The sequence below is a fragment of the Bradyrhizobium viridifuturi genome, assembly GCF_001238275.1.
Classification (GTDB): domain Bacteria; phylum Pseudomonadota; class Alphaproteobacteria; order Rhizobiales; family Xanthobacteraceae; genus Bradyrhizobium; species Bradyrhizobium viridifuturi.
This window is the reverse complement of record NZ_LGTB01000009.1, coordinates 26,643-52,460: the sequence shown is the minus strand read 5'-3', so window position 1 is coordinate 52,460 and position 25,818 is coordinate 26,643. Positions and strand designations below refer to the sequence as shown.

The window sequence follows — 25,818 nt, the reverse complement described above, 5'->3', positions numbered from 1 at the left end:
CGTCAACAATACCTGCGGCAAGCCCGCGGTCAGGACAATCTCACGTCAGGCTCGGCCCGGCCGCGTGCCGCCGCATCGAGCAGGAAGGTCTGGCCGTGGCCGGGATCGGTCGCGCGCTGCGCCTCGTTCATGTCCTGCCAGGCCGAGGTGACCAGCACGCGCGAGAAATCGCGGCCGACAAAGGCCGGGCAACTCGACTGGCGCGCAGGCACCTTCAGCGAGCGCAGGTGCGGCCGGATAGATCGTAGACATCGACGCAGCCACCGCCCCAGCGCGCATTCCAGATCATCCCGTCGGCGTCGACGACAGCGCCGTCGAGCCCGCCGCCGCCGTGATGTCTGATCAGATCGATGGGCTCGCCGGTCGGCAATCCCGTTGCCGGATCGAGCGGCACGCGATGCAGGACGTTGGTCGCGGTGTCGGCGAAATAACCGACGTCGCCCGCGGGCGAAAAGCAGATTGCGTTCGGGATCGTGATCCCGGGATAGAGCCGTGTAATGCGGCCCCCCTGCAGCGCGTAGATCGCGCCGGCACCCTGCTCGGCCTGGCGCCCCATGGTGCCGAGCCAGAACGTACCCGACGGATGCACGCGTGCATCGTTGGAGCGCGTCAGCGGATTGTCGGCCTCCAGCGCGGCGAACAGCTCGAGGCGTCCGCCGGCGACTTGCCGGACGTAAAGTCCATCCTCGGTCAGGATCAGCTGCCGCTCGCCATCGATCCGCGCCAACGCGCTCGCCATCTTCGGCAGCGCGTGAATGACGGTGCGGCCAGCCGCAAAATGATGCTCGAACAGGCGACGCTCGCGGATGTCGAACCACCAGGCGGTATCGGTCGCGGCGTCATAGGTCGGGCCTTCGCCGAGATGACAACGTTCGGCCGACAGCACGGATGTAGGCACCTCTTCCATCAGCGGCTCGGCGGCACGGTCCGTCATTGCGTCACTCACACGGTTGAAAATCGGTAGACGATACTGCGCCGGTAGATCTGGCCGGGATCGAGCCTCGCCGATGGAAAGTCAGGCCGGTTCGGCGTATCCGGCCAGGCGTGCGGCTCTAGACAGAGCGCGTCGGACTGCCGATACAACCGATCACCCTTGCCGGCGGTCGAGCCGTCGAGGAAGTTGCCGGAATAGAACTGCAATCCCGGCTGATCGGTGAACAGCTCCATCACGCGCCCGCTGTGCGGCGCCTCGAGGCGGGCGGCAAAGTGAAGGCCTGTCCCCGAGGCCAGGCAGAAATTGTGGTCGTAGCCGCGCCCGAGCCGCAGCTGCTCGTCATTCATCCTGATCCGCGCGCCGATCGCCGTGGGCTTGCGGAAGTCGAACGGTGTGCCGTCGACCGGCCGCGGCGGCCCCGGCAACGGGATCGCCGTGGCGTCCACCGCAAGGAAATGGTCGGACGCGATCGTCAAGCGATGGTCAAGGATCTGCCTGCCTGAGCGCGCGCCGTCGAGATTGAAGAAACTGTGGTTGGTGAGATTAAGGTAGGTCGGCCGGTCGCTCGTCGCCTCATAGGTGACCGAGAGTTCCATCGGAGCGCGCACGCAGTAGGTCACCCGTGTCTGGAGCGTACCCGGATAGCCCTCTTCGCCATGCGGGCTTTCGCGTTCAAGCACCAGCGTCGGCCCCGGCTCATCCGACAGTTCGACGATCCGCCACAGCCTACGATCAAAGCCCTGCGGCCCGCCATGCAGCGCGTTGGGACCGTTGTTGGCCTCAAGTGTCACCGCCTCGCCGTCGAGCATGAAGCGCGCGGCGGCGATGCGATTGGCGTAGCGCCCGATGGTCGCGCCGAAGAACTTGCGCTGCGCGAGGTAACCGTCGAACTCGTCATGGCCAAGCACGACGTCGTCGCAATGCTCGTCGCGATCGGGCGTGCGCAGCGCTTGCAGCGTCGCGCCGAAGGGAAGGATCGCGGCCTCAAACCCCTGCGCGCCGCGCAACGTCACGCGCTCGACCGTTGTGCCGTCGTGCAATGTGCCGAAGGGGGCGCGCGTAATGCTGGCTGATGTCATTTTCAGTCCTCGAACGCCTCGACGAGGCGCCGTCGCCCCAGCATGAAGCTATCGGCGACGAGCTGCAAGGGCGCGAGGTCGACGTCGGATTTTCCGTCCGACGTCAGCGCGACGAAGCGACGGTAGAGGGCGGGGTATTCCTCATCCGTGGCATCGACCACCAGCCGGTTGCCGTCGCGGAGCTGCCGACCGCCTTTCGACAATGTCACGGGCCCTGCGTCGGTCTCGCACAGGATGTCCCAGCTCGGCGGCCCGGCCTGGCGGAAATCGAACTCGGCGTGGATCGGCAAGCCGTACGCATCGGACAGTTCGATTGCTGCTGCAATCGGCATCTCCCGATTGGCAGGAAAGTCCAGCAGCGCACTTTTGACGAAGACGTGATACGGCAGGATCTCGGTCAGGATCGATAGCGCGTTGATGCCGGGATCGAACACGCCGAAGCCGCCTGCCTCGAATATCCAGGCGTGGCCGGGATGCCAGACGCGGACGTCTTCCTTCCAGATGACGGCCACCTTGTTGATCGTGCGGCCGGCGATCAGCTTGCGCGCCGGACCAACCGCGGGTGCGTAACGCGAATGCCATGTCGCGAACAACGTCCGGCCCGCCTGATGCGCGGCGGCGATCAACGGCGTGAGCTCGCTCAACGTGGCGCCCGGCGGCTTCTCCAGCAGCACATGCTTGCCCGCGGCGAGCGCAGCAGCGGCCAGCGCATGACGCGTCTGCGGTGGCGTGCACAGCGCGACCGCATCGATCTCCGGCCCGTCGCGCAACAATTCCGGTAGATCGCGGAAATGCGGCAGGCCGGGCGGGGTCTTGACCGGATCGACCACCGCGACCAACGCCGCGCCCGATGTCTTCGCGATCGCAGGCAGGTGCTGCCGGCCGGCGATCTCGCCGAAACCCACGATGGCGATGCGAAGCAGGTCACTCATGGCCGTCCTCGCGCTGCTACCCACCGGCCGGCCGATGCCGAGCGGCGAGAATCACAAGCCGATGCCGAATACCAACCGCATGATCGGACTTTGGTTGCAGGCGTGCAAGCCCGCCACGTCCCGCTGTGACGGGCCGGTTTCGGCGCTGGTCTCATCCAGGGTTCGATTCCGTGCTATGCCGGTGCACGAAACGATGATTCAAACGCGGGACGCGAATCCGGCCATGGCGGGCGGCAAGGCAGAGACGGAGGATGCGGCAACCGGGCGGCGCGGCCGGCCGCGCTCGGCTGCAACCACGGCCGCGATCCTGCAAAGTGCCTATACGCTGATGGCGACCACCGACCTTGCGGCCACCACGATCGACGCAATCGCGCGGCACTCCAACGTCTCGAAGATGACGATCTACAAATGGTGGCCGTCGCGCGAGGCTTTGCTGATCGATGCCTTCCTCGACCAGGCCTCGCGGGCCGTGCCGCTGCCCGAGGCCGGCAATCCGGTGGCCCGCATCCGCCGCCATGTCGCGACCTATGTCGAGGCGCTGCAGGGCGAGTTCGGGCGGGTGCAGCTTGCGGTGATCTCGGAATGCATCTCGAAGACCGGCACGGCGGAGATGTTCTACCAGCGCTACCTTGGCCTTCGCCGTGCAGGATGCTTGAGATCATCACGGCCGGCCAGAAGGACGGCAGCATCGGTGCGCCGGGCGTGCCCGGCGACATCTATGACGCGATCTATGGCAGCCTGTTCTATCGGTACGTCTTCGGCATCAAGCCGCTGACGCCGGCCTATGCCCGCAATCTCGTCAATCTCGTGCTGCGGCCGCGCGCCGACGCCTGACTATCAGGCGGAGCGCCGCTGGCGGCGGAACCAGGCCCAGGTCTCGCGCGTCACGGCGCGGTAACTGCGACCGCGATAGACGATGTGGCCATCGACGATGGCGTTCAGCTTCGGCAACGCATGGAACGGCACCGTCGGATAGGCATGGTGCTCGACATGATAGGGCATGTTCCAGGCGAACCATTTCATGATCCGGCCTGTCATCGTGGTGCGCGTGTTCTCGAACGCGCTCCGCGTCCGCTCGCAGCCGGTGTGCTCTGCATAAAGATACGGGCGCAGGATGAGCTGGCCGGCCAGCAACGGCACGATCCAGGCCCAGAGCAGGATCGCGCTGTGCAGCGCGAGAGATGCCACGAGCAGCAGCAGGTAACCGGCAAGATAGAGCCGCGCTTCCAGCACGATCGCGGCGCGCTTGTGCGGCGGAATCCACGGCACGCTCACCTTTCCGGTGAGCGCGTGCCGGAGCATCAGGCGGATGCGGACCAAGACCTGCAACAGTCCCGAATAGGCGATCGCAAGCTGGGTGTCGGATGCAGGCTTGGGACCGACGATCAGCTCGGGATCCTTCTCCGGATCCTGGGTGTAGCGGTGATGGTCCCAGTGAAACAGGCAGTAGTACTGGTGGGGCAATCCGATCAGAAAGGCGGAGAGATTGCCGACGACGAGATTGAGCGCATGATTGCGGAACGCGGTCTTGTGCGCGGTTTCGTGCACCACCATGAACAGGAACGCGACGAAATAGCCCTGGATGGCGATCAGCGGCAGCGCCCACGGCAGGCCGTAGCGCGACGCCACCAACCAGATCAGCGCGCCGATGACCACGATCATGCCGTAGTGGCTTGCCGCGCGCACCACGCCGGCCAGGTTCGACTTGGTCGACAGGTCGCGCAGGGTCAGCGGGCTGAGCGGCTTGAGGCGCGGTCCGGCGTCACTGGTCTCGGCTGTGCTCATAGCGTCTCACCTGTCAGCGCAGCAGCAGCGCCGAAATCTCGGCGTTGATGAAGGCGCGGTCCTCGGCGTTGTTGATGGGATTACCGGCCCGGTGCCCATGGATCGAGGGGATCGGGTGCAGCATGGCGGAACGCGCATTGACCAGGCGGCCGAGCTCATCCTCGTTGTCGCGCGGGTCGAAATAGCGGTCGGTACGGCCGGGCATCAGCAGCATGTGCGCCTTGATCGCCGCCAGCGCGCGATCGAAGTCGCCGCCGAATTCGTCGCAGCGGCTGATGTCGCCGGCCTGCCAGATCGCGATCTGCGCCAGCAGATCATTGGCATCGCGCCGCGCGAAGGCACCGTCCCAGGATCCCGCGAGGTAGTCTTCCAGCGAGTTGAAGCCAGCCTTGCGCCAGAGCTCCTCGCGATAGAACTCGTGCGACATCGCCCAGCCGGCGTAGACGCGCCCCATCGCGCGCAGGCCCGCGGCCGGCTTGCTGACGAAACGGCCATCGCGATAGGCCGGGTCGGCGGTCAGCGCCGCCTTCACGCCTTCGAGGAAGACATGGTTGTACGGCGAGCACCTTGCGCTGCCGCAGACCACTGCGGCGCACTCCACCATGTCGGGATAACGCGCGGCCCAGTGATAGGCCTGCATGCCGCCCATCGACCAGCCATAGACCAGCGCAAGTCTGGTCACGCCAAACCGCTCGATCAGCAGCCGCCGCTGGATGGCGATTGCATCATGATAAGTGAAGGCAGGAAACGGCGCGCCGCCGAGCACCTCGCTCGAATTCGACGGCGAGGACGACAGGCCGTTGCCGAACAGGTTTGCAATGATGATGAAGTAGCGCCCGGGGTCGAGCGCCCCGCCCGGCTGCACCAGCCATTCGATGTCGGGATGCTGGGCGGCGAACGAGGTCGGATAGAGGATGACGTTGTCCCTGGCCGCGTTCAGCGTGCCATAGGTCCTGTAGGCGAGCGCAAGTTGCGGAAACACCGCGCCGCCCTGCAAGGTCACCTTGCCTGCCTGGAACACCTCATAGTCGCGCGGCGTGGTCATGGGCATTCGACCTCGATCGGAGGGCAGCCCCTCAATAACTGTACTATTAGTACACTAATTTGAATGCCGATGCAACAGTGGCGAAGGTGGCATGACACCGGGCCGATCCATTCAAAATCGGTATGGATCAATACCCGTTTGGGCTTGGACCCATTGTCGGCATCTCTCTAGGACAGACCCCGAGGAAATTTCCAAGGAGGCGCGAATGAGCGCAATTGTGTCCGCCACGGATGCGCGGCGATCCCGCGTCCGGCTTTTGATCGTGACGATGCTTTTTCTCGTCACCACCGTGAACTACGCCGATCGCGCCACGCTCTCGATCGCCGGCCCCGCCCTCTCCAAGGAACTGCATCTCGACCCCGTCGCGATGGGTTACGTGTTCTCGGCCTTCGGCTGGTCCTATGTGATCGCGCAGGTTCCGTGCGGCTGGCTGCTCGATCGCTACGGCTCCAAATGGGTGTACGCGATCAGCATCATCGTCTGGTCGATCTTCACCGCGATGCAGGGTCTGGTCGGGTTCCTCTCCGCCGGCACAGCCGTGGCCCTGCTGTTCGGTCTGCGCTTCCTGGTCGGCATCGCCGAGGCGCCGTCCTTCCCCGCCAACGCCCGCATCGTCGCCTCCTGGTTCCCCGGCAATGAGCGCGGCACCGCGTCGGCCTTCTTCAATTCAGGGCAGTATTTCGCGACCGTGATCTTCGCGCCGCTGATGGGCTGGATCGCCCATGAGCACGGCTGGCGCCACGTGTTCTACGTGATGGGCGGGCTCGGCATCGTCATGGGCATCGCCTGGATCAAGACGATCTACGAGCCGAAGGACCATCCCGGGATCAACGAGGCCGAGTTTGACTACATCAAGCAGGGCGGCGCGCTGGTCGACATGGACGCGGCGAAGGCCGGCAAGACCCAGGACAGCGGCCCCAGCTGGGACCACATCCGCCAACTGCTCGCCAACCGCATGATGCTCGGCGTCTACATCGGCCAGTACTGCATCAACACGCTGACCTACTTCTTCCTGACCTGGTTCCCGGTCTACCTGGTGAAGGAGCGCGGGCTCTCGATCCTGCAGGCCGGCTTCGTCGCGACCTTGCCGGCGCTGTGCGGCTTCATCGGCGGCGTGCTCGGCGGCGTGATCTCCGACTATCTGCTGCGCCGCACCGGCTCGCTGACCATGGCACGCAAGGTCCCGATCGTCGGCGGCATGCTGCTGTCGATGGCGATCATCGCCTGCAACTACGTGGACAGCCAGGCGCTGGTCGTCGGGTTCATGGCGCTCGCCTTCTTCGGCAAGGGCATCGGCGCGCTCGGCTGGGCCGTGGTCTCCGACACCTCGCCGAAGGAAGCCGGCGGCGTCTCCGGCGGGTTGTTCAACACCTTCGGCAATCTGTCCTCGATCACGACGCCGATCATCATCGGCTACATCCTCGCCGCCACCGGCTCATTCAACGGCGCGCTGGTGTTCGTCGGCGCCAACGCGCTGGTCGCGGCGATCGCCTATCTCTTCATCGTCGGCGAGATCAAGCGGGTGCAGCTGAAGGCGGCCTGAGCCGGGGCCGCGGATGTCTATCGACCCGTCATTGCGAAGAGCGACAGCGACGAAGCAATCCATGCTTCCGCATCTGCCGCGCAACGGATTGCTTCGCTTCGCTCGCAATGACGGGGATGGAGTTGGGCACAAACCCAAAACGGCGGCTTCGGCCGCCGTCTTTGTCTGCCTTTTTGTCTTCTTGGCCAGTGGGAGGCATCGATGCTAGAACGTACAAATCCCCGATCGATCAATTCCGGGTTAGCATCGATGTTCGACCTGAGCCGCTCCGCTGTTTCGTCACGGTGGCCGAAGAATTGCACTTCGGCCGGGCCGCAGCGCGGCTCAACATGACCCAGCCGCCGCTGAGCCGGCAGATCCAGGTGCTCGAGCACATCATCGACGCGCCGCTGCTGGAGCGCACCAGCCGTTCGGTGCGGCTCACGCCGGCGGGCCGCAGTTTCCTGCCCGAGGCGCGGCGGATTCTGAAGCTCGCGGAATCGGCATCGCAGGTCGCCCGCCGCATCGCGCTCGGCAAGACCGGCTCGCTCAAGATCGGCTTCACGGCGGCGGCCGCCTACGGCTTCCTGCCCGACCTGATCGCAGCCGCCCGCTCGCGCCTGCCCGAGGTCGATTTTTCACTGAAGGAAATGGTTTCCGGGGATCAGTTCGAGGCGCTGACCACCGGCCAGATCGATGCCGGCCTGTTGCGCCCGCCGATCGCGCGGCCGGAATTCGCCAGCCGCCGCGTCGTCGCCGAGCCGCTGCTCGCCGCGATCCCGAAGAAACATCCGCTGGTAGCAGTAGATGCTGTCAGCATCAAGGATTTCGACGACCAGCCGTTCGTGATGTATTCGCCCTATGAGGCGCGCTACTTCCACGACCTCCTGGTGTCGATGTTCACCCGTGCCGACGTGCTGCCGCGCTATGTCCAGCATCTCAGCCAGATCCATTCGATCCTCGCCATGGTGCGCGCCGGGCTCGGCGTCGCGATCGTGCCGCAGGCGGCCGCGAGCCTGAAGATATCGGACGTCAAGCTGAAGCCGCTGAAGCTGCGCACGCCGGTGCCGGTCGAGCTGTTCATGGTATGGCGGCGCGATCACGAGAACCAGTTGCTGCCGGCGTTGATCGAGATCGCAACCGAAATCGCGGCGCCGCAGCTGCGCGGCGATTGATGCAGAGTTAGCATCGCTCGATACCGCGTTTGGCTTGGACGCGCATCGAACCATTTCCTAGAAACGCCGCCATGGACGCGCGCTGCTCGCGCATCCTTCCCAACATCATTCAAGGAGTGGCGCCATGAGCAAGATGACCCCTCGGGAGATGGCCGCGAGAATCGGCGGCGGCCTCCTGTCTTTTCCGGTGACCCCGTTCAACGCGGATCATTCGTTCGACGAGGCGACCTATCGCGCCAACATGGATTGGCTGTGCGGCTATGACGTCGCCGGCCTGTTCGCCGCCGGTGGTACCGGCGAGTTCTTCTCGCTGACGCCATCAGAAGTTCCCCATGTCGTGAAGATCGCCGTCGACGAGACCAAGGGCCGCGTTCCCGTCTTGGCCGGCACCGGCTACGGCACCGCGATCGCGCGCGAGATCGCCATCGGAGCCGAGAAGGCCGGCGCCGATGGTCTCTTGCTGCTGCCGCCCTATCTCACGCATGCCGAGCAGGATGGCCTTGCCGCCCATGTTGAGGCGGTGTGCTCGTCGGTCAAGATCGGCGTCATCGTCTACAACCGCGACAATGCGATCCTGCAGCCCGATACGCTGGCGCGGCTCTGCGAGCGCTGCCCGAACCTCGTCGGTTACAAGGACGGCATCGGCGACATCGAGCTGATGACCCGCGTCTACACCAAGCTCGGCGACCGCCTCACCTATATCGGCGGCCTGCCGACCGCTGAAACCTTCGCCCTGCCCTATCTCGACATGGGCGTGACGACGTACTCGTCGGCGGTGTTCAACTTCGTGCCGGAATTCGCCACCCAATTCTACGCCGCGGTGCGCCGGCGCGATCATCAGACCATCCATGCAGGCCTGAAGGATTTCATCCTGCCGCTGATCGCGATACGCAACCGCAAGAAGGGCTATGCGGTGTCGATCATCAAGGCCGGCATGAAGGTGATCGGCCGCGATTCCGGCCCGGTGCGGCCGCCGCTGACCGACCTCACCGAGCAGGAGATCGCCGAGCTCGCGGCGCTGGTGGCGAAGCTGCCGCAGATGGCAGCGCAACAGGCGGCGGAATAAGCCGAACGGCGAAGAAACAAGGGAGGAGCAGATGATTCAAGACACGATCCGCAGCGGCTTTGCCGGCGCCCCTGTCGTCACCGCGATGGAGGTGATCCCGGTCGCCGGCCGCGACGGCATGCTCCTCAATCTGAGCGGCGCGCATGCGCCGTTCTTCACCCGCAACCTCGTCATCCTCACCGACAACTCGGGCCATACCGGTGTCGGCGAGGTGCCGGGCGGCGAGAAGATCAGGAAGACGCTGGAAGATGCCCGCGACCTCGTCGTCGGCCAGACCATCGGCGCCTGCAACAACATCCTCGCCTCGATGCGCCAGACCTTCGCCGACCGCGACGCCGGCGGGCGCGGCAAGCAGACCTTCGACCTCCGCGTCACCATCCACGCGGTGACCGCGGTGGAGTCGGCGCTGCTCGATCTGCTCGGCCAGCATCTCAATCTCCCGGTCGCGGCGCTGCTCGGCGAAGGCCAGCAGCGCTCAAGCGTCGAGACGCTCGGCTATCTCTTCTTCGTCGGCGATCGCAGCAAGACCAGCCTTCCCTACGTCGAGGGCGAGACCGGCAAGCCCGACTGGTTCAACCTGCGCCATCAGGTCGCGATGACGCCGGATGCGATCGTGCGCCTCGCCGAGGCGACACAGGCGCATTACGCTTCGCCGATTTCAAGCTCAAGGGCGGCGTGCTCGCGGGCGAGCAAGAGATCGAAGCCGTCACCGCCATTGCAAGGCGCTTTCCGAACGCCCGTGTCACGCTCGACCCGAACGGCGCGTGGTCGCTTGACGAGGCGATCCGGCTTTGCAGCAACATGGGCGGCGTGCTCGCTTATGCCGAGGATCCCTGCGGCGCCGAGGCTGGTTTCTCCGGCCGCGAGATCATGGCCGAGTTCCGCCGTGCCACCGGGCTGCCGACCGCCACCAACATGATCGCGACCGACTGGCGCCAGCTCTCGCACGCGCTGCGGTTAGGGGCCGTCGACATTCCGCTCGCCGATCCGCATTTCTGGACCATGCAGGGCTCGGTGCGAGTGGCGCAGACCTGCCGCGACAACGGCCTGACCTGGGGCTCGCACTCCAACAATCATTTCGACATTTCGCTGGCGATGTTCACCCATGTCGGCGCCGCGGCACCCGGCAAGGTGACCGCGATCGACACCCACTGGATCTGGCAGGACGGCCAGGCGTTGACGCGGGAGCCGCTGCAGATCAAGGACGGCAAGATCGCGATCCCGGATCGGCCGGGCCTCGGCATCGAGCTCGATCGCGGTGCCATCGAGGCCGCGAACGCGCTATACAAGCAGCATGGTCTCGGCGCCCGCGACGACGCGCTGGCCATGCAGTTCCTGATCCCGGGCTGGACCTTCGACGACAAGCGTCCCTGCCTCGTGCGCTAACAACAAAAGGTTGGAGAGAACAATGACCGCTCACCAGAAGAACTTCATCGCCGGCGAATGGGTCGACGGAACCAGCATCACGCGGGACATCAATCCCTCCAACACCAAGGACGTGGTTGGCGAATACGCCAAGGCCGACAAGGCGCAGACCGAGAAGGCGATCGCCGCTGCGAAGGCCGCCTTCCCGGCCTGGGCGCGCTCGACGCCGCAGGAGCGCTTTGACGCGCTGACCAAGATCTCGGTCGAAATCCTCGCCCGCAAGGAAGAGCTCGGCCGCCTGCTGGCGCGCGAGGAAGGCAAGACGCTCCCCGAGGGCATCGGCGAGGTGGCACGCGCCGGACAGATCTTCGCGTTCTTCGCCGGTGAAGCGCTGCGGCTGATGGGCGAGAAGGGTGCGTCGGTACGTCCGGGTCTCGATGTCGAAATCACCCGCGAGCCGGTCGGCGTCGTCGGCATGATCACGCCGTGGAATTTCCCGATCGCGATCCCGGCGTGGAAGATCGCGCCCGCGCTCTGCTACGGCAACACCGTCGTGTTCAAGCCGGCGGAGCTGGTGCCGGGCTCCGCGCATGCGCTGTCCGAGATCATCGCGCGTTCGGGCATTCCGGCCGGGGTGTTCAACCTCGTGGTCGGCTCGGGCTCGGTGGTCGGCCAGACGCTGCTCGATCATCCCGACGTTGCCGCGATCTCCTTCACCGGCTCGGTGCAGACCGGCCGCAAGATCGCGCAGGCCTGCGTGCTCTCCAACCCGATGAAGAAGTTCCAGCTCGAGATGGGCGGCAAGAACCCGCTGGTCGTGCTCGACGACGCCGACGTCAAGGTCGCGGTCGAGGTCGCGGTCAACGGCGCCTATTTCTCGACCGGCCAGCGCTGCACGGCCTCCTCGCGCCTGATCGTCACCGCAGGAATTCATGACCGCTTCGTCGATGCGATGACCGAGCGGATGAAGGGGCTTTCGGTCGACGATGCGCTGAAGAGCGGCGTGCATGTCGGCCCGGTGGTCGACCAGAGCCAGCTCGACCAGGACCTCCGCTACATCAAGATCGGCCAGGACGAAGGCGCCCGCCTGCACTGGGGCGGCGAGCTGTTGAACCGCGAGACGCCCGGCTTCTACCTGCAGCCGGCGCTGTTCACCGGGGCGACCAACCAGATGCGGATCGCCCGCGAAGAGATCTTCGGCCCGGTCGCCTGCGTGATCCGCGCCAAGGACTACGAAGAGGCGCTGGCGATCTCCAACGACACCGAGTTTGGTCTCGCTTCGGGCATCTGCACCACGAGCCTGAAATACGCCTCGCATTACAAGCGCAACAGCGAGGCCGGCATGGTGATGGTCAATCTGCCGACCGCCGGCGTCGACTACCATGTGCCGTTCGGCGGCCGCAAAGGCTCGAGCTACGGCGCGCGCGAACAGGGCGCCTATGCCCGCGAGTTCTACACCACGGTGAAGACGGCCTACACGTTCCCGGGTTGAGATGCGCAGGGAGGGTTAGCGTCAGCGTAACCCACCATCGACACCGCACACGAAACACGGCGGGTTCAGCCTTCGGCTGACCCGCCCGACAAACTACAATTCGAGGAAGCCGCATGGACCAGTCGATCGGCGCGCAGGAGCAGCCCCGCTACATCAAGCTCAACGCCCGCGACAATGTCGCGATCGTGGTGAATGATTTCGGCCTGCCGGCCGGCTCCCGCTTCCCCTGCGGCCTGACCTTGCGCGCCTTCGTGCCGCAGGGCCACAAGACCGCGCTAGAAGACATCGCCGAGGGCGCGGCGATCATCCGCTATGGCGAGGTGATCGGCCACGCGCTGTCGCCGATCCTGGCCGGCGAATGGGTCGACGAGGCGCGCATCCGGATGCCCGACGCGCCGCCGCTCGACCAGCTCGAGATCGCAACCGCGGTGCCGCCGGCGCTGCCGCCGCTCGAAGGTTTCACCTTCGAGGGCTTTCGCAATCCCGACGGCTCGGTGGGAACCAAGAACATCCTCGGCATCTCCTCCTCCGTGCAATGCGTCAAGGGCACGATGGAATATGCGGTGAAGCGCATCCGCGCCGAGCTGCTGCCGAAATATCCCAATGTCGACGACGTCGTGCCGCTGACCCACGCCTATGGCTGCGGCGTCGCGATCACGGCCCCCGATGCCGTGGTGCCGATCCGCACGTTGCAGAACCTCGCGCTCAATCCGAATTTCGGCGGCGAGATCCTCGTCGTTGGCCTCGGCTGCGAGAAGCTCGCGCCGGAGCGGCTGGTGCCGGAGGGCGTCAATGACGCGATCGTGCGGATGCAGGACGAAGCCTTCGACGGCTTCGGCGCCATCGTCGATGCGATCATGACCCAGGCCGAAGCCCGGCTGAAGGTGCTCAACGCCCGCAAGCGCGAGACTTGCCCGGCCGCCGATCTCGTGATCGGCCTGCAATGCGGCGGCAGCGATGCGTTCTCCGGCGTCACTGCCAACCCCGCGGTCGGCTTTGCCGCCGATCTGCTGGTGCGATCAGGCGCGACCGTGATGTTCTCGGAAGTGACCGAGGTGCGCGACGCGATCCAGCTGCTGACCCGCCGCGCCGTCAACGAGGATGTCGGCCGCGCGCTGATCCGCGAGATGGCCTGGTACGATGCCTATCTCGCCCGCGGCGGCGCCGACCGCAGCGCCAACACCACGCCGGGCAACAAGAAGGGCGGCCTCGCCAACATCGTCGAGAAATCGCTCGGCTCGATCGTCAAGTCGGGCTCCGGCCCGATCACCGGCGTGCTATCGCCGGGCGAGAAAGCGCGGCAGAAAGGCATGCTGTTCGCGGCCACTCCTGCGAGCGACTTCATCTGCGGCACCTTGCAGCTCGCCTCCGGCATGACCTTGCAGGTGTTCACGACCGGCCGCGGCACGCCCTATGGCCTTGCCGCCGCACCGGTCATCAAGGTCGCGACCCGCAGCGAGCTGGCACGGCGCTGGAAGGATCTGATCGATTTCGACGCCGGCTGCATCGCGACCGGCGAGAAGACCATCGAGGAGACCGGCTGGGACCTGTTCCGCCTGATCCTCGACGTCGCGAGCGGGCGCACCAAGCCGTGGTCGGACAAGTGGGGCATCCACAACGACCTGACGCTGTTCAATCCGGCGCCGGTGACCTGAGGCACGCGCCAGACGGCCGATTAACCGCCCGTTAGCCACGCCTCCAGGAGCGATCGGGCCAGTGGGGAACGTCGCAATTCGATTCAAATTGTCTCGGCATGGAGGCGACCATGAGCCGGACAATTGACCATCTCAAGGATGAAGCCGACCGCGCCGAGCGTCTGGCGCGCACGGGTATGGACCCGCTGACCGTCGAGCGCTTGCGCGCGTTCGCCGCGGAATGCCGCGGCCGGATCGCAAACGAATGCCGCGACGATCGGGTGCCCGTCCTGTCCGCGACCTAGCGGTCACATCAGGACACGGAAAATCCGCCGCGACGAGGTCGGCGGCGGATTTTCATCTTCACGCGCATCGCTTCGATCGCCATCAATCGTCGTCGTGATGAATGACGGTCTTGCTGCGGTTGCCGAACTCGTCCTGCTTCTTGATGACCGTGGTGCGGTCGCTGCGCGGCTCGCGCTCCTTGATCACGGTGGTGCGGTCACGATCACGGTCGCGATACTCGTGCGACTCGCCGACCGTCACGCCCGCACCAACCGGGCCGACACGCACGCCGACATCATCGGCCAACGCGGGCGAAGCGATCGCGGTCACCATGGCGGCAGCGAACAGATATTTCCTCATGACGTCTCTCCTCCTCCAGTTGCGACGTGGAGTAGGAACGTCGGGTGCGACGAACTGTTCCTACCAAGCGTGCTGCGAATGCGTGCGGGCAGCGGCGGAGCGATGCGCGGGGAACTCGCGTGAACGGGCATTCACCTGTGTGGCGAAATGCTCATGTTCCATGCGTTGAATAGCCTGATTTGATGGCCCACGTCCTTGTCAACAGGAGGACGTTCCATGAAGCAATCACAGCACTTCCTCGACAATGCGGAGAACTGCGCGCAGCTTGCCGAGCGCGCCGACGACGAGCCGACCTACAATCGCTTCAAGCGAATGGAAGCAGCCTGGCGTGCGCTGGCGATCGAGCAGGATTGGCTCGACGGCGAGACCTCGCCGTCACAAACCGCAGCCTGAGTCAGAGCCAACCCAAGACCGAAGGCCCGCGTGTGACAGCCGGCTGTCGCCGCGGGCCTTTCTATTCGGCGCTGCGCTGCCGCTGCCAGCGCAGCAGATAGGCCTGCAGCCGCCAAATGATCGCGGACAGCACGACGCCGACCAGCATCAAGACCACGACCGCGACCATCATGCCGGAGGCCTCGCCGCGCGCCTCCGACTCGATGATGAGACGGCCGATGCCGCGCTCGGCGCCGATGAACTCGCCGACGATGACGCCGATCAGCGCGAACGAGATCGCGGGAGTCAGCGAGGCGAACACCCAGGCCATGGTCGAGGGGACCACCACGGTGCGGGTGATCTGCCACTCGCTGGCGCCGAGCAGCCGGGCGGCGTTGGTGAAACCCTCGTCGATCGAGCGCGCGCCCTCGAACGTGTTGAAGAACACCAGGAACACGACGACGATCCACGAGGTCACGATCTTCGACATGTCGCCGATCCCGAACGCCAGCACGATGATCGGCGCCAGTGCGATCCGCGGGATCGAATTCACCGCGGTGATGAACGGCTGAAAGATCGCGCTGAGGCGGTCCGATCGGCCGAGGATCAGCCCGGCGACGAAGCCAGAGACCACGCCGGTGACGAAGCCGAAGAAAGTGTTCTTCAAGGTGATTGCCGTCGCCGCCCAGAGGTTGTTCTCGTTGCGCGCCAGGCACTTTGCGAACTCGCCGTTGAACCAGCCGTTGAAGACGCCGAGCTTCGAGGTCAGGCAGCTCTGGATCAGGAAGTTGTCGAAGATCATCGACGGCTTCGAGATGAAATACGGATCGAGCAGGTCGGGCACGAGCCAAGGCAGTTTTGCGCGCAGGTCGTAGCCCCACTGCCAGACCGACAGCACGATGGCGCAGATCAGGACCTGCCAACCGACGGTGCCGAGCGTGCCGTACCTCTTCATGCGCTCCGGCCCTTGACGAATTCCTCGCCGAGCGAATGCCAGATGTGCTGGAACAGCTCGGCATAATGCGGGGTCTCGCGCACCTTCACCGCATCGCGCGGGCGGTCGAAATCGACCGTGAACATGTCCTTGATGCGGCCCGGCCGCGCCGAGAACAGGATGATGCGGTCGGCGAGCGTCAACGCCTCGCCGAGATCGTGGGTCACGAACAGCACGGTCTGCTGCTCGCGCTCCCAGATCCGCAGCAGCACCTCGTGCATGTCGATCTTGGTGTGGGTGTCGAGCGCACCGAACGGCTCGTCCATCAACAGGATCTGCGGCTCGACGATCAGGGTTCGCATCAGCGCCGCGCGCTGGCGCATGCCGCCCGACAGCGCCGACGGATACGCGCTCTCAAATCCCTTCAAACCGGCCTGCGCGACGCATTCGGCGATGCGCGCCTTCCGTTCTTGAGCCGGCACGCCCGATAGCTCCAGCCCGTAGCCGATATTGTCGGCGACCGTTCGCCACGGAAACAGCGTATCGCGCTGGAAGACGTAGCCGACATCAGGCGTCGCCTTGCCGGCGACAACGCGCTTGCCGTCGATCAGGATCTCACCGCCGGTGGGGCGGATCAGCGAGGCGATCATGTTGAGCACGGTGCTCTTGCCGGAGCCCGACGGCCCGAGCAGCGCGACGAACTCGCCGCGGCGAACGTCGAACGTCACGTCGCGTACCGCCTCGATCGTCGTCCTGGCGAGCTGAAACGACTTGCTCAGGCCCTTGACTTCGACGCGACGGTCGGCCGAAGCGCGCAGCGACGTGGGTACGCTCGTCTCGAGCGCGCTCAACCCGGATAGGCCTTTCGCGCCGCGTCGATGAGGTTCGAGTTGACGACGTCAGCGATCTTGAGCGGCTTGATGCCGGTCATCTCGCGGAACCAGACCTTCTCGCCGCGCGCAAAACTCGCCGCGTCGACGATGCCCTCGTAATCTGCGACCTTCTGGATCGCGGTGATCTCCAGCAGATTGGCGTCGCGCGAGGTGCTGCCGACATAGGGCTCGATCGCGTCGTAGACTTCGGCCGGCTTGTGCGCCTTGATCCATTGCGACGCGCGCCAGAGCGCGGTGACGTAGGCCTGCATCTTGGCCGGATCCTTGTCGATGGTCGCCTGCAACGTGAAATGCGCCGTGACCGGCACCTTGCCGCCGATATGCTTGTTCCAGATCGCCTCGTCGGTGCCGTCGAACAGCAATTCGCCCCAGCCCTGCTGCTGCGCCTCGTTCAGCAGCGACAGCGAGCTGACGAGGATGTCGACCTGCTTCGACTTCAGCGAGCCCAGCATGGTGTCGACATTGCCGGTGCCGATCCAGGTCACCTTGTCGTCCAATCCCATGGTCTCCATGTAGTAGGACGCCCAGACATGGTTGGTGCCGCCGAGCGAGGACACCGAGACGATCGGCTTGCGGCCGTCGGGCCGCTTCCACTGCGTGAACGCTTCGAGCGAGTTGATGCCCTGGTCCTTGAGGTCCTTGCGCAGGATGAACATCACCGAGTTCGACCGCGTGTCGACCGGCAGCAGCACACGCGCGGCGCGGCCGTGATTGGTCAGTTGCATCGGATGGGTGACATCGCCGATCCCGATATCTCCCTGCGACGAGGCGATGATCTCGCGAGTCTTCACGCCGCTGCCGCCCTGCACCAGCTTGCAGTCGAGCCCGGCCTCCTTGAAGTAGCCGATGCGATCGGCGACAAATTGCGTCTGATAGACCGGCACCGCGACCGGATAGATCGCGCGGCCCGGGCTCGCCTGCGCCCATGCCCGCCCGCTCGCCAGCGCCGCACCACCGGCGGCGATCACCGTCAGGGCCGACCGCCGCGAAATGTGGGGCATGGCGACATCAGGCATCACGCGTGCTCCTTGGCCGAGATCCTGTCGAGCGCACTGAGCACCGCGTCGCCCATCTGGACGGTCGACAGCCTCTTCGCGCCCGCTTCTGCAATGTCGGCCGTTCGTGCGCCGGAGGCAAGTGCGGTCTGCACCGCCTGCTCCAGCAAATCGGCATCTTCGGGCCGGTTCAAGGTCAGGCGCAGCAGCATCGCGACGCTGAGGATCGAGCCGAGCGGATTGGCGACGCCCTTGCCGGCGATGTCGGGCGCGCTGCCATGCACCGGCTCGTACAGCGCCTTGCGACGGCCGAAGCGGTCGACCGGGCCGAGCGAGGCCGACGGCAGCATGCCGAGCGAGCCCGAGGCCATCGCTGCGCAGTCGGACAGGATGTCGCCGAAGATGTTGCCGGTGACCATCACGTCGAACTGGCGTGGCTCGCGCACGATCTGCATCGCGGCGTTGTCGACATAGAGGTGGGTCAGCTCGACGTCGGAGAACTCCTCCTTGTGCAGCCTGATCACCTCCTCGCGCCAGACCACGCTGGTCTCCAGCACATTGGCCTTGTCGACCGAACAGACCTTGTTGCGCCGGGTCCGCGCCAGCTCGAACGCCGAGCGCGCCACACGGCGGATCTGGTTGGTGGTGTATTGCTCGGTGTTGAAGCCGCGGCGCTGGCCGTCCGGCAAGGTCTCGATGCCGCGCGGCTCGCCGAAATAGATGCCGCTGGTCAATTCACGGATGATGACGAAGTCGACGCCGTCGAGCACTTCGGGCTTGAGCGGCGCCGACGCCGAGAGCGCAGGGCTCGCCATGATCGGCCGCAGATTGGCATAGAGGTCATATTTGCTGCGCAGCCCCAGCAGGCTGCCGGCCTTGCGTGCCGCCGCGGGCACTTCGGTCGTCTCCGGACCACCGGTCGCGCCCCACAGGATGGCGTCGGCCTCGTCCATCGCTTCTGCGGTATCCTCCGGCAGCACCTTGCCGGTCGCCAGATACGGGATCAGGCCATATTGCGCCTCGCGCAGCGTCATCGGCACGCCGCGTTTGGCGGCGAACCAGTCGAGCACGCGGCGCGACTGCGCGGTGACCTCGGGGCCGATGCCCTCGCCGCCGACGACGGCGACTTTGACCATGTTGGATTGCGTGTTCATGCGGATATCCTCGTCGAATGAATCCATGGCCGCGCCGCCCGGTCGGAAGCCTGGAAGGCGTGGATCTCGTCATCGCGCTGCAATGTCAGCGCCACCTCGTCGAGCCCCTTCAAGAGCCCTTCGCGCCGGCGCGCGTCGATCGCGAAGGCATGCCGGGCGCCGGATGGCGAGACGATGGTCTGTGCCTCAAGGTCGATCGAGACCTTGCCCGCGCCCTGCGTCGCCTCGATATCGGCGGCGAGTTGATCGACCACCGCCTTGTCGACGACGACCGGCAGGATTCCATTCTGGAAGCAGTTGGCGAAGAAGATGTCGCCGAAGCCAGAACCGATGATGGCGCGGACGCCCCGCTCCTGCAGCGACCACACCGCGCCCTCGCGCGACGAGCCGCAGCCGAAATTCGGTCCGGTCACCAGGATCTCCGCCTCCCGGTACGGCTCGCGGTTGAGGATGAAATCCGGATTCTCCGAGCCGTCGGGCAGATAGCGCAGCGAGCCGAACGCCCATTTGCCGAGCGTGCCGCGGATTCCGTTGCCGACCAGGCGCTCGATGCGGATGATCACGTCGGTATCGATATTGCTGCGCATGATCGGCGCGGCGGTTGCGGTCAGCTTGTCGAACGGTTTCGGCATGATCAGCGCCCCATCATCCTGACATCGGCGATCGCGCCGGCAATGGCCGAGGCCGCCGCGCTCGCGGGGCTTGCCAGGTGCGTCCGCGCCCGCGGCCCCTGCCGGCCGACGAAGTTGCGGTTCGAGGTCGAGACCGAGCGCTGCCCGGGCGCCACCACCTCGCCATTGGCGGCAAGGCACATCGAGCAGCCCGGCTCGCGCCACTCGAAGCCGGCTTCGATGAAGATCTTGTCGAGCCCTTCGGCGACCGCCTCGCGCTTGACGTTCTCCGAGCCCGGCACCACCCAGGCGCGGACCCCGGCGGCGACCTTGCGGCCGCGTGCGACCTCGGCCGCGGCACGGAGATCGCTTAAGCGGCTGTTGGTGCAGGAGCCGATGAACACCCAGTCTACCGGCGTGCCGGCGATCGGCGCGCCAGCCTGCAGGCCCATATATTCGAGCGCGGTTTCGATCGCGGCGCGACGCGCCGGATCGTCCACGGTCTTCGGATCAGGAATCCGTCCGTCGACGCCGACGACATGCTCGGGGCTGATGCCCCAGGTCACCTGCGGGATGATCTTCTCGACGTCGATCACGACCTCGCGGTCGAACACCGCGTCGGGATCGCTCGGCAGTTCGCGCCACGCCTTCACCGCGAGGTCCCACATCTCGCCTTGCGGCGCATAGGGACGGCCGCGCAGGAATTCGAAGGTCTTCTCGTCCGGCGCCACCATGCCCATCTTGGCGCCGAGCTCGATCGAGAGATTGCAGATCGTGAGCCTTCCCTCGATCGGCAGCGCGCGGATCGCACTCCCCGCATATTCGACCGCGTAGCCGGTGCCGCCGGCCGCGCCGATCTGCCCGATCAGCGCCAGGATCATGTCTTTGGCGGTGACGCCGAGCGGCAGCTTGCCCTCGAAGCGCGCGCGCAGCGTCTTCGGACGCTTCTGGATCAGCGCCTGCGTCGCCAGCACATGGGTGAGTTCGCTCGACCCGATGCCGAAGGCGAGCGCGCCGAGACCGCCATGGGTGCAGGTGTGGCTGTCGCCGCAGACGATCGTCGCGCCCGGCAGGCTGAGGCCGAGCTCGGGCCCGATGACATGGACGATGCCCTGGCCAGGCTGATCGACATCGAACAGCTTGATGCCGCTCGCCGCGGTCTCGACCCGCAGCGCGGCCAGCAATTCCATGCCGATCTTGCTGGTCCCGGCGCGGCCGGGCGCCGTCGACAATGCGTGATCCGGCGTCGCGAACGTCAGTTCGGGATTGTGAACCTTGAGGCCTCGGCCCTTGAGATCGAGCAGGCCGCGCGAGCCGCCGAGATCGTGCAGCAGATGGCGATCGATATGAAGGAGATCGGTGTCCTCGCTCAAACGGGCGATGACATGCTGATCCCAGATCTTCTCGAGCAAACTTCGGCCGGGCATCCGCCTTCCCCTGCTCTGTGCGTTTCCATGGGGCTTGATCTAATTGGCGCCAATCTGTGCCAAAGTTCTCGTCAAGTGAAGCGGTTCCGGCCTAACATCACATATGTGAAGGAGGCGCGGGATCCGCCCCGCCGCGGAGACAGCCATGCCGAACGCGAGTAAGACGGCGATTGTCAAATCGGCCATGCGGACGTTTGCAGTTCTGGAGTTCTTCCGGGAAACGAAGCGGGCTGCTTCCATGACTGAAATTGCTTCCGCATTGGGAATGCCCCAATCGAGCACGTCAGTGTTGCTGCGCAGCCTCGTAGAACTGAACTACCTCGAATACGAGCGGAAGACCCGGCGCTTCATCCCGAGCTACCGGGTCAATCTGCTCGGTGACTGGATCCGTCGTTCTCCCTTCCGTGACAAGAAGCTGACCGATCTGATGGAGGAACTCTGGACCGCAACGGGCGGCGAAACCGTCATGCTCGGGCAACAGACCGGCGCCGCCGGGATGCGATATCTGCACGTTGTCCCCGGCGGCTCTCAGCTTCAGTACACGGCGCATGCCGGTCAAATACGGCCGATGGTTCGGACCGCGCTCGGTCACGTGCTGCTGAGCCAAATGCCGAACACCAGGATTCGCGGCATTATCCGTCGCAACAATGCCGAGGAGCCGAGTCAGCCGGCGCGGGTTCGCGAAGCGGCCTTTCTCGAGGAGATCGAGCGCATTCGCCGCCGCGGCTTCTCCGAGTCGGGCGGCCGCACGACGCCAGGTGCAAGCACGATCGGCATGCTTGTTCCGCTGCCAAAGCGACGCGCTCCGCTGGCGATCGGCATCGGCGGCCCAATCGAGCGAATTGCGGCGAAGCGCGAGCACATCATTGAAGTGATGCAAAGCCGGCTGAAGGAACTGGCAGATGGAGCCGGGTCGAGGTTCGTCGAGAAATGACTTCTCGAAAGCTGTAGGCATCGTGCGGATGGCTACGCGACTGCACAACACGTTCGATGTCGTCCCGGCCTGGTGCGCAATTGCGCCCGGGAGCCGGAACGACAACGGGAGAAATTGCGAGGGCTCGCAAGAGTTACGACGCCAGCGCCTCCTCCGGCATCACGGCCGCGAGATGCTGGCTCTCGGCGACGGCGCGGTTGGTGATGCGGCCGCGATGGACGTTGAGGCCGGCGCGCAGATGCGGATCCTCGACCAGCGCGCGCAGTCCCTTCGAGGCCAGCGCCAGGCCGAACGGCAAGGTGGCGTGGTTGAGCGCGTGGCTCGAGGTCACCGGCACGGCGCCCGGCATGTTGGCCACGCAATAATGCACGATGTCGTCGACCAGATAGGTCGGCGCCTGGTGCGTGGTCGGCTTCGAGGTCTCGAAGCATCCGCCCTGATCGATCGCGACGTCGACCAGCACCGCGCGGCGCTTCATGCCTGCGAGCTGCGCGCGCGAAACCAGCTTGGGCGCGCTGGCGCCCGGCACCAGCACGGCACCGATCACCACGTCAGCCGCGAAGACTTCCTGCTCGATCGCTTCCAGTGTGGCGTAACGGGTGCGGACGCGACCGATGAACAGGTCGTCGAGCGCACGCAGGCGCGGCAATGAGCGATCGAGAATGGTGACGTCGCTGCCGAGGCCTGCGGCCATCCGCGCCGCATGGGTGCCGACCACGCCGCCGCCGATGATCGCGACCCGCGCCGGCGGAACGCCCGGCACGCCGCCGAGCAGCTTGCCCATGCCGTCGGCGGATTTGCGCAGCGCGGCGCCCGCGGCCTCGATCGCAAGGCGGCCGGCGACCTCGCTCATCGGCGCCAGCAGCGGCAGCCCGCCATGCGCGTCGGTGACGGTCTCATAGGCGACCGCCGTGCAGCCGGAGGCGATCAGCCCCGCGGTCTGCGGCACGTCGGGCGCAAGATGCAGATAGGTGAACAGGATCTGTCCCTCGCGCAGCCTGATCCATTCCGACGGCTGCGGCTCCTTCACCTTGACGATCATCTCGGCGACGGAGAACACCTCTTCGGCGGTGTCGGCTATCCGTGCGCCGGCCTGGGTATAGGCGTCGTCGCCGGCCCCGATGCCGTCGCCAGCGCCGCGCTGCACCACGACCTCATGGCCATGCGCCACATATTCCCGCACCGAGGCCGGCGTCAGCCCGACCCGATACTCCTCGATCTTGATTTCCTTGGGCACGCCGACGCGCATAGTCCGCTCCTTGCAAAATTGGTTTCCGCCAACCACAAGGCTATGCCCCGTCACACGGCGTTTCTCAGCGAATTCCGGCTTGATCACAGCCAAATACGCTCATATCCTTCACGGCAAGCTCAGCGAATGAAGGAAAACTGCGTGGACGGTCTCGATCGTATCGATCTCAGAATCCTCGCCGAGCTGGTCACTGATGCCCGCGCCAGTCAGATCGAGCTGGCCGAGAAGGTCGGGCTGTCGCCGACCGCCTGCGCGCGGCGCATCCGCCATCTCGAGGAGATCGGCGTGATCCGCGGCTACCGCGTCGACCTCGAACCGTCGGCGCTTGGCCTCGTCACGACCGTCGTCGTCACCATCACGCTGGAGAAGCAGAGCGAGGATTATCTCGCCGCCTTCGAGGCCGCGATCGCGCGCTGTCCCGACGTCGTGTCGTGCCATCTGATGTCGGGCAGCGACGATTATCATCTGCAGGTCATCGCCCGCGACATCGCCGACTTCGAGCGCATCCACAAGCAGCATCTGTCGCGGATGCCGGGCGTCGCGCGCATCCATTCCAGCTTCGCGATGCGCGAGGTAGTCCGCCGCACCATTCCCGAGACCGCGCTGCGCGGCTGAAAGCCAATCGCGGCGTCAGCGGCTCGCACGCGGCCACATCCGCGCCAGCGTCTCATCCTTCTTGACGAGAACATGCCACAGCGTCGCGGCGATATGCAGTGCGACCGCCGCATAGACGAACCAGGCAAGCAGGCCATGTGCAAGCTCGCCCGCCTCCGCCACCGCCTTGTTGTCGGCGAACAGGCGCGGCCAGCTGAAGGTCCAGAAATAGCGCAGCGAGTAGCCGCCGGCCGACGAGAACATGTATCCGGTCACCGGCATCACGAACAGGATGGCGTAGAGCGCCCAGTGATTGAGCCGTGCCGCGATCCTGACCAGCGGCGAGAACGAGCCCGGCTCTGGCGGCGCCGTAGTCGCGGCGCGCACGATCAGCCGCAGGATCGCCAGGAAGAACAAGGTGACGCCGAGCGACTTGTGCACCTCGAGCAGTTCGCGCCGCGGCGACGTGCCGGCCGGCTGCAGCCCGCAATACAGCCCGATCAACATCGCGGCGATGAACAGCACCGCTGTCGCCCAATGAATCCTGCGCAGCAGCGGGTCGTAGCTGGCCGTCATGTCCGTCGTCACAGGGTGCCTTCACATGAAGCCAGCCCGTGCGGGTTCGGCCCGAAAGAGGAAGCCGTTCTGTAGAGGATCGGGCCGGGCCTGCCTACCCGCCGCGAGTGTCACATTCGATCACGATCGTGAACCTGGGTAGCCCGTCTCCCTCCACCGTCATTCCGGGATGCGTGCGCAGCACGCAGGCCCGGAATGACGAGAGAGGGGTTTGGCGGGTTGCGCGTTGTCACAATCGGCGCGCCGCCGCTCACTGTCACAAACGCCGCGCTGTCACAAACGCTGTCACAATCCCGTAGCCGCCCGGCCCGCGCCACACGCATTTTTTAGTCGTGATTCGCGGCCTTCTATGACAGAATTACTACAGTTCAATATCAGTTCGGTTACACGCGGAGCGGTGAATGAGCATGGAGTGGCGGGCGCGGCCGGTTTCGCTGGCTTGGTCAAATCCAGTGGTCCGGTGGTGGGGCTTCCTGAGCTTCGTCAGCGCCGTCAACATCGCGATCTGGTTCGCGCTGTACCGCCAGTTCCATGAGCAGTCGAACGGCAGCTTCAGCAACACCTCCGGCATCGGCCTGATGATGCTGCTGTGCGCGGCCTATGTGTTCGGCTGCGCCTTCCGTTCGGTGCTGCCGCGCGCCGACGTACAGCGCATCTGCCTGTTCGACCACTGGCTGTCGAGCGTCATGGTGGGCCGCACCGTCGCCACCGTCGCCGAGGTCTGCTTCGCCGCGCAATGGGCGATCATCCTGCATCAGCTCGGCACCATGACCGGCGCCGAGACCACCGTGAATATCGCCTGGATCATCGTGCCGCTGATCGTGATCGCGGAATGCTTCTCCTGGTATGCGGTGCTGACCACGCATTATCTCTGCAACGCGATCGAGAACTCGATCTGGGCCGTGGTGTTCTTCCTGGTCGGGATCGCGCTGTGCCGGCTGCTGCCGGAGTTTCACGGTCCGGTGCGCTGGGCCTTCATCACAGCGATCGTCGGCATCGCCGCCTTCCTCGCCTTCCTGATGACCGTCGACGTCCCGATGTACCTGAACCGCTGGCGCGCCAATCTCGCCGCAGGCGGCACGCTGCTGCATCCGCTCGACGGCCTGCGCGATGTCAGCCGGCGCTGGGTCGTGACCCACGACATCGCCGAGTGGCGCGAGGAGATCGCCTGGATGTCGCTGTATTTCAGCATGGCGGTGTGGTCGAGCCTCGCGCTCTGCGTCGGCTATTCGCTCGAGGATCAGCTGCCGCGCTACCGCACCGAGCCCGCGATCGTCAGCACGGCACCGGCAATCGTGGCGACGTCACCGGCGATCGCCGGCACAGCATCGGCAGCGCAGCACACCGCGACGATCGACGCGGCGGCGCCGTCGCAGAATTGATCGAAGCAAGCCGCGCGCGGCTT

The 25,818-nt window shown here is 65.6% G+C and carries 22 protein-coding genes and 4 pseudogenes; 12 read left to right on the top strand and 14 right to left on the bottom strand.

Annotation, left to right across the window (positions count from 1 at the left end):
* Positions 1 to 29: 29 nt before the first annotated feature.
* From ALC15_RS10115 to ALC15_RS10105, 3 genes and pseudogenes are all read right to left on the bottom strand, one after another.
* Positions 30 to 907, bottom strand: a pseudogene (locus ALC15_RS10115) (SMP-30/gluconolactonase/LRE family protein).
* A gap of 35 nt (positions 908 to 942) precedes the next feature.
* Complete coding sequence (locus ALC15_RS10110) at positions 943 to 2,013, bottom strand: aldose epimerase family protein (RefSeq protein ID WP_050627127.1); 1,071 nt, start codon at positions 2,011 to 2,013, stop codon at positions 943 to 945.
* Positions 2,014 to 2,015: 2 nt separating this feature from the next.
* Positions 2,016 to 2,945 (bottom strand): Gfo/Idh/MocA family protein, encoded by a 930-nt coding sequence (locus ALC15_RS10105; RefSeq protein WP_050627126.1) that lies wholly within the window; start codon positions 2,943 to 2,945, stop codon positions 2,016 to 2,018.
* A gap of 223 nt (positions 2,946 to 3,168) precedes the next feature.
* Here ALC15_RS10105 and ALC15_RS10100 point away from each other — a divergent pair.
* A pseudogene (locus ALC15_RS10100) lies at positions 3,169 to 3,779 on the top strand (TetR/AcrR family transcriptional regulator).
* 3 nt (positions 3,780 to 3,782) lie between these two features.
* Here the strand turns inward: ALC15_RS10100 and ALC15_RS10095 are convergent.
* On the bottom strand, positions 3,783 to 4,730 hold the full coding sequence (locus ALC15_RS10095; RefSeq protein WP_050627125.1) for a fatty acid desaturase: 948 nt from the start codon (positions 4,728 to 4,730) through the stop codon (positions 3,783 to 3,785).
* A gap of 13 nt (positions 4,731 to 4,743) precedes the next feature.
* Positions 4,744 to 5,775 (bottom strand): alpha/beta fold hydrolase, encoded by a 1,032-nt coding sequence (locus ALC15_RS10090; RefSeq protein ID WP_050627124.1) that lies wholly within the window; start codon positions 5,773 to 5,775, stop codon positions 4,744 to 4,746.
* A gap of 205 nt (positions 5,776 to 5,980) precedes the next feature.
* On the opposite strand from ALC15_RS10090, the gene ALC15_RS10085 reads away from it, so the two are divergent.
* The 7 genes and pseudogenes from ALC15_RS10085 (at position 5,981) to ALC15_RS10055 (ending at position 14,334) form a co-directional block, all read left to right on the top strand.
* Positions 5,981 to 7,318, top strand: coding sequence for an MFS transporter (locus ALC15_RS10085; protein ID WP_050627123.1), 1,338 nt, complete (start codon positions 5,981 to 5,983; stop codon positions 7,316 to 7,318).
* Between the two features lie 249 nt (positions 7,319 to 7,567).
* A pseudogene (locus ALC15_RS10080) lies at positions 7,568 to 8,472 on the top strand (LysR family transcriptional regulator).
* Between the two features lie 124 nt (positions 8,473 to 8,596).
* The gene (gene kdgD / locus ALC15_RS10075; protein ID WP_050627122.1) at positions 8,597 to 9,538 is read left to right on the top strand and encodes a 5-dehydro-4-deoxyglucarate dehydratase; all 942 of its coding nucleotides are present in this window, start codon (positions 8,597 to 8,599) and stop codon (positions 9,536 to 9,538) included.
* 31 nt (positions 9,539 to 9,569) lie between these two features.
* Positions 9,570 to 10,924, top strand: a pseudogene (gene gudD, locus ALC15_RS10070) (glucarate dehydratase).
* A gap of 22 nt (positions 10,925 to 10,946) precedes the next feature.
* Positions 10,947 to 12,395, top strand: coding sequence for an aldehyde dehydrogenase family protein (locus tag ALC15_RS10065; protein ID WP_050627121.1), 1,449 nt, complete (start codon positions 10,947 to 10,949; stop codon positions 12,393 to 12,395).
* Positions 12,396 to 12,508: 113 nt separating this feature from the next.
* Complete coding sequence (garD, locus tag ALC15_RS10060; protein WP_050627120.1) at positions 12,509 to 14,050, top strand: galactarate dehydratase; 1,542 nt, start codon at positions 12,509 to 12,511, stop codon at positions 14,048 to 14,050.
* Positions 14,051 to 14,160: 110 nt separating this feature from the next.
* Positions 14,161 to 14,334: a hypothetical protein gene (locus ALC15_RS10055; RefSeq protein WP_167350139.1), complete on the top strand. Its 174-nt coding sequence runs from the start codon at positions 14,161 to 14,163 to the stop codon at positions 14,332 to 14,334.
* Positions 14,335 to 14,416: 82 nt separating this feature from the next.
* Here the strand turns inward: ALC15_RS10055 and ALC15_RS10050 are convergent, their stop codons facing one another.
* Positions 14,417 to 14,674, bottom strand: coding sequence for a hypothetical protein (locus ALC15_RS10050; RefSeq protein WP_050627118.1), 258 nt, complete (start codon positions 14,672 to 14,674; stop codon positions 14,417 to 14,419).
* A 216-nt stretch (positions 14,675 to 14,890) separates the two neighbouring features.
* On the opposite strand from ALC15_RS10050, the gene ALC15_RS44775 reads away from it, so the two are divergent.
* Positions 14,891 to 15,067 (top strand): hypothetical protein, encoded by a 177-nt coding sequence (locus ALC15_RS44775; protein WP_165445954.1) that lies wholly within the window; start codon positions 14,891 to 14,893, stop codon positions 15,065 to 15,067.
* A gap of 61 nt (positions 15,068 to 15,128) precedes the next feature.
* Here the strand turns inward: ALC15_RS44775 and ALC15_RS10045 are convergent, their stop codons facing one another.
* Genes ALC15_RS10045 through leuC form a run of 6 tightly spaced genes read right to left on the bottom strand, consistent with a single transcriptional unit; the run spans position 15,129 to position 21,060 of the window.
* Positions 15,129 to 16,001: an ABC transporter permease gene (locus tag ALC15_RS10045; protein WP_050627117.1), complete on the bottom strand. Its 873-nt coding sequence runs from the start codon at positions 15,999 to 16,001 to the stop codon at positions 15,129 to 15,131.
* Complete coding sequence (locus ALC15_RS10040) at positions 15,998 to 16,831, bottom strand: ABC transporter ATP-binding protein (RefSeq protein ID WP_050627116.1); 834 nt, start codon at positions 16,829 to 16,831, stop codon at positions 15,998 to 16,000. Before ALC15_RS10040 ends, ALC15_RS10045 begins: the two co-directional genes overlap by 4 nt.
* A complete protein-coding gene (locus tag ALC15_RS10035; protein ID WP_050627115.1) occupies positions 16,828 to 17,889 on the bottom strand; it encodes an ABC transporter substrate-binding protein in 1,062 nt (353 codons plus the stop codon). The genes ALC15_RS10040 and ALC15_RS10035 overlap by 4 nt, the downstream gene beginning before the upstream one ends.
* Positions 17,889 to 19,022, bottom strand: coding sequence for a 3-isopropylmalate dehydrogenase (gene leuB, locus ALC15_RS10030; protein WP_094193807.1), 1,134 nt, complete (start codon positions 19,020 to 19,022; stop codon positions 17,889 to 17,891). The genes ALC15_RS10035 and leuB overlap by 1 nt, the downstream gene beginning before the upstream one ends.
* Complete coding sequence (gene leuD, locus ALC15_RS10025; protein WP_050627114.1) at positions 19,019 to 19,654, bottom strand: 3-isopropylmalate dehydratase small subunit; 636 nt, start codon at positions 19,652 to 19,654, stop codon at positions 19,019 to 19,021. Before leuD ends, leuB begins: the two co-directional genes overlap by 4 nt.
* Positions 19,655 to 19,656: 2 nt before the next feature.
* Positions 19,657 to 21,060: a 3-isopropylmalate dehydratase large subunit gene (leuC, locus tag ALC15_RS10020; RefSeq protein ID WP_050627113.1), complete on the bottom strand. Its 1,404-nt coding sequence runs from the start codon at positions 21,058 to 21,060 to the stop codon at positions 19,657 to 19,659.
* A gap of 145 nt (positions 21,061 to 21,205) precedes the next feature.
* Here leuC and ALC15_RS10015 point away from each other — a divergent pair, with 145 nt between their 5' ends.
* Complete coding sequence (locus ALC15_RS10015) at positions 21,206 to 21,994, top strand: IclR family transcriptional regulator (RefSeq protein WP_050627112.1); 789 nt, start codon at positions 21,206 to 21,208, stop codon at positions 21,992 to 21,994.
* 133 nt (positions 21,995 to 22,127) lie between these two features.
* On the opposite strand, the gene ald is transcribed toward ALC15_RS10015, so the two are convergent.
* The gene (gene ald / locus ALC15_RS10010) at positions 22,128 to 23,243 is read right to left on the bottom strand and encodes an alanine dehydrogenase (protein WP_050627111.1); all 1,116 of its coding nucleotides are present in this window, start codon (positions 23,241 to 23,243) and stop codon (positions 22,128 to 22,130) included.
* Positions 23,244 to 23,369: 126 nt separating this feature from the next.
* On the opposite strand from ald, the gene ALC15_RS10005 reads away from it, so the two are divergent.
* A complete protein-coding gene (locus ALC15_RS10005; RefSeq protein WP_050627110.1) occupies positions 23,370 to 23,858 on the top strand; it encodes an Lrp/AsnC family transcriptional regulator in 489 nt (162 codons plus the stop codon).
* Between the two features lie 15 nt (positions 23,859 to 23,873).
* Here the strand turns inward: ALC15_RS10005 and ALC15_RS10000 are convergent, their stop codons facing one another.
* Complete coding sequence (locus tag ALC15_RS10000; RefSeq protein WP_050627109.1) at positions 23,874 to 24,413, bottom strand: cytochrome b; 540 nt, start codon at positions 24,411 to 24,413, stop codon at positions 23,874 to 23,876.
* 407 nt (positions 24,414 to 24,820) lie between these two features.
* Between ALC15_RS10000 and ALC15_RS09995 the strand changes: the two genes are divergently transcribed.
* Positions 24,821 to 25,795, top strand: a complete 975-nt coding sequence (locus tag ALC15_RS09995; protein WP_050627108.1) for a hypothetical protein — start codon at positions 24,821 to 24,823, stop codon at positions 25,793 to 25,795.
* Positions 25,796 to 25,818: the final 23 nt, after the last annotated feature.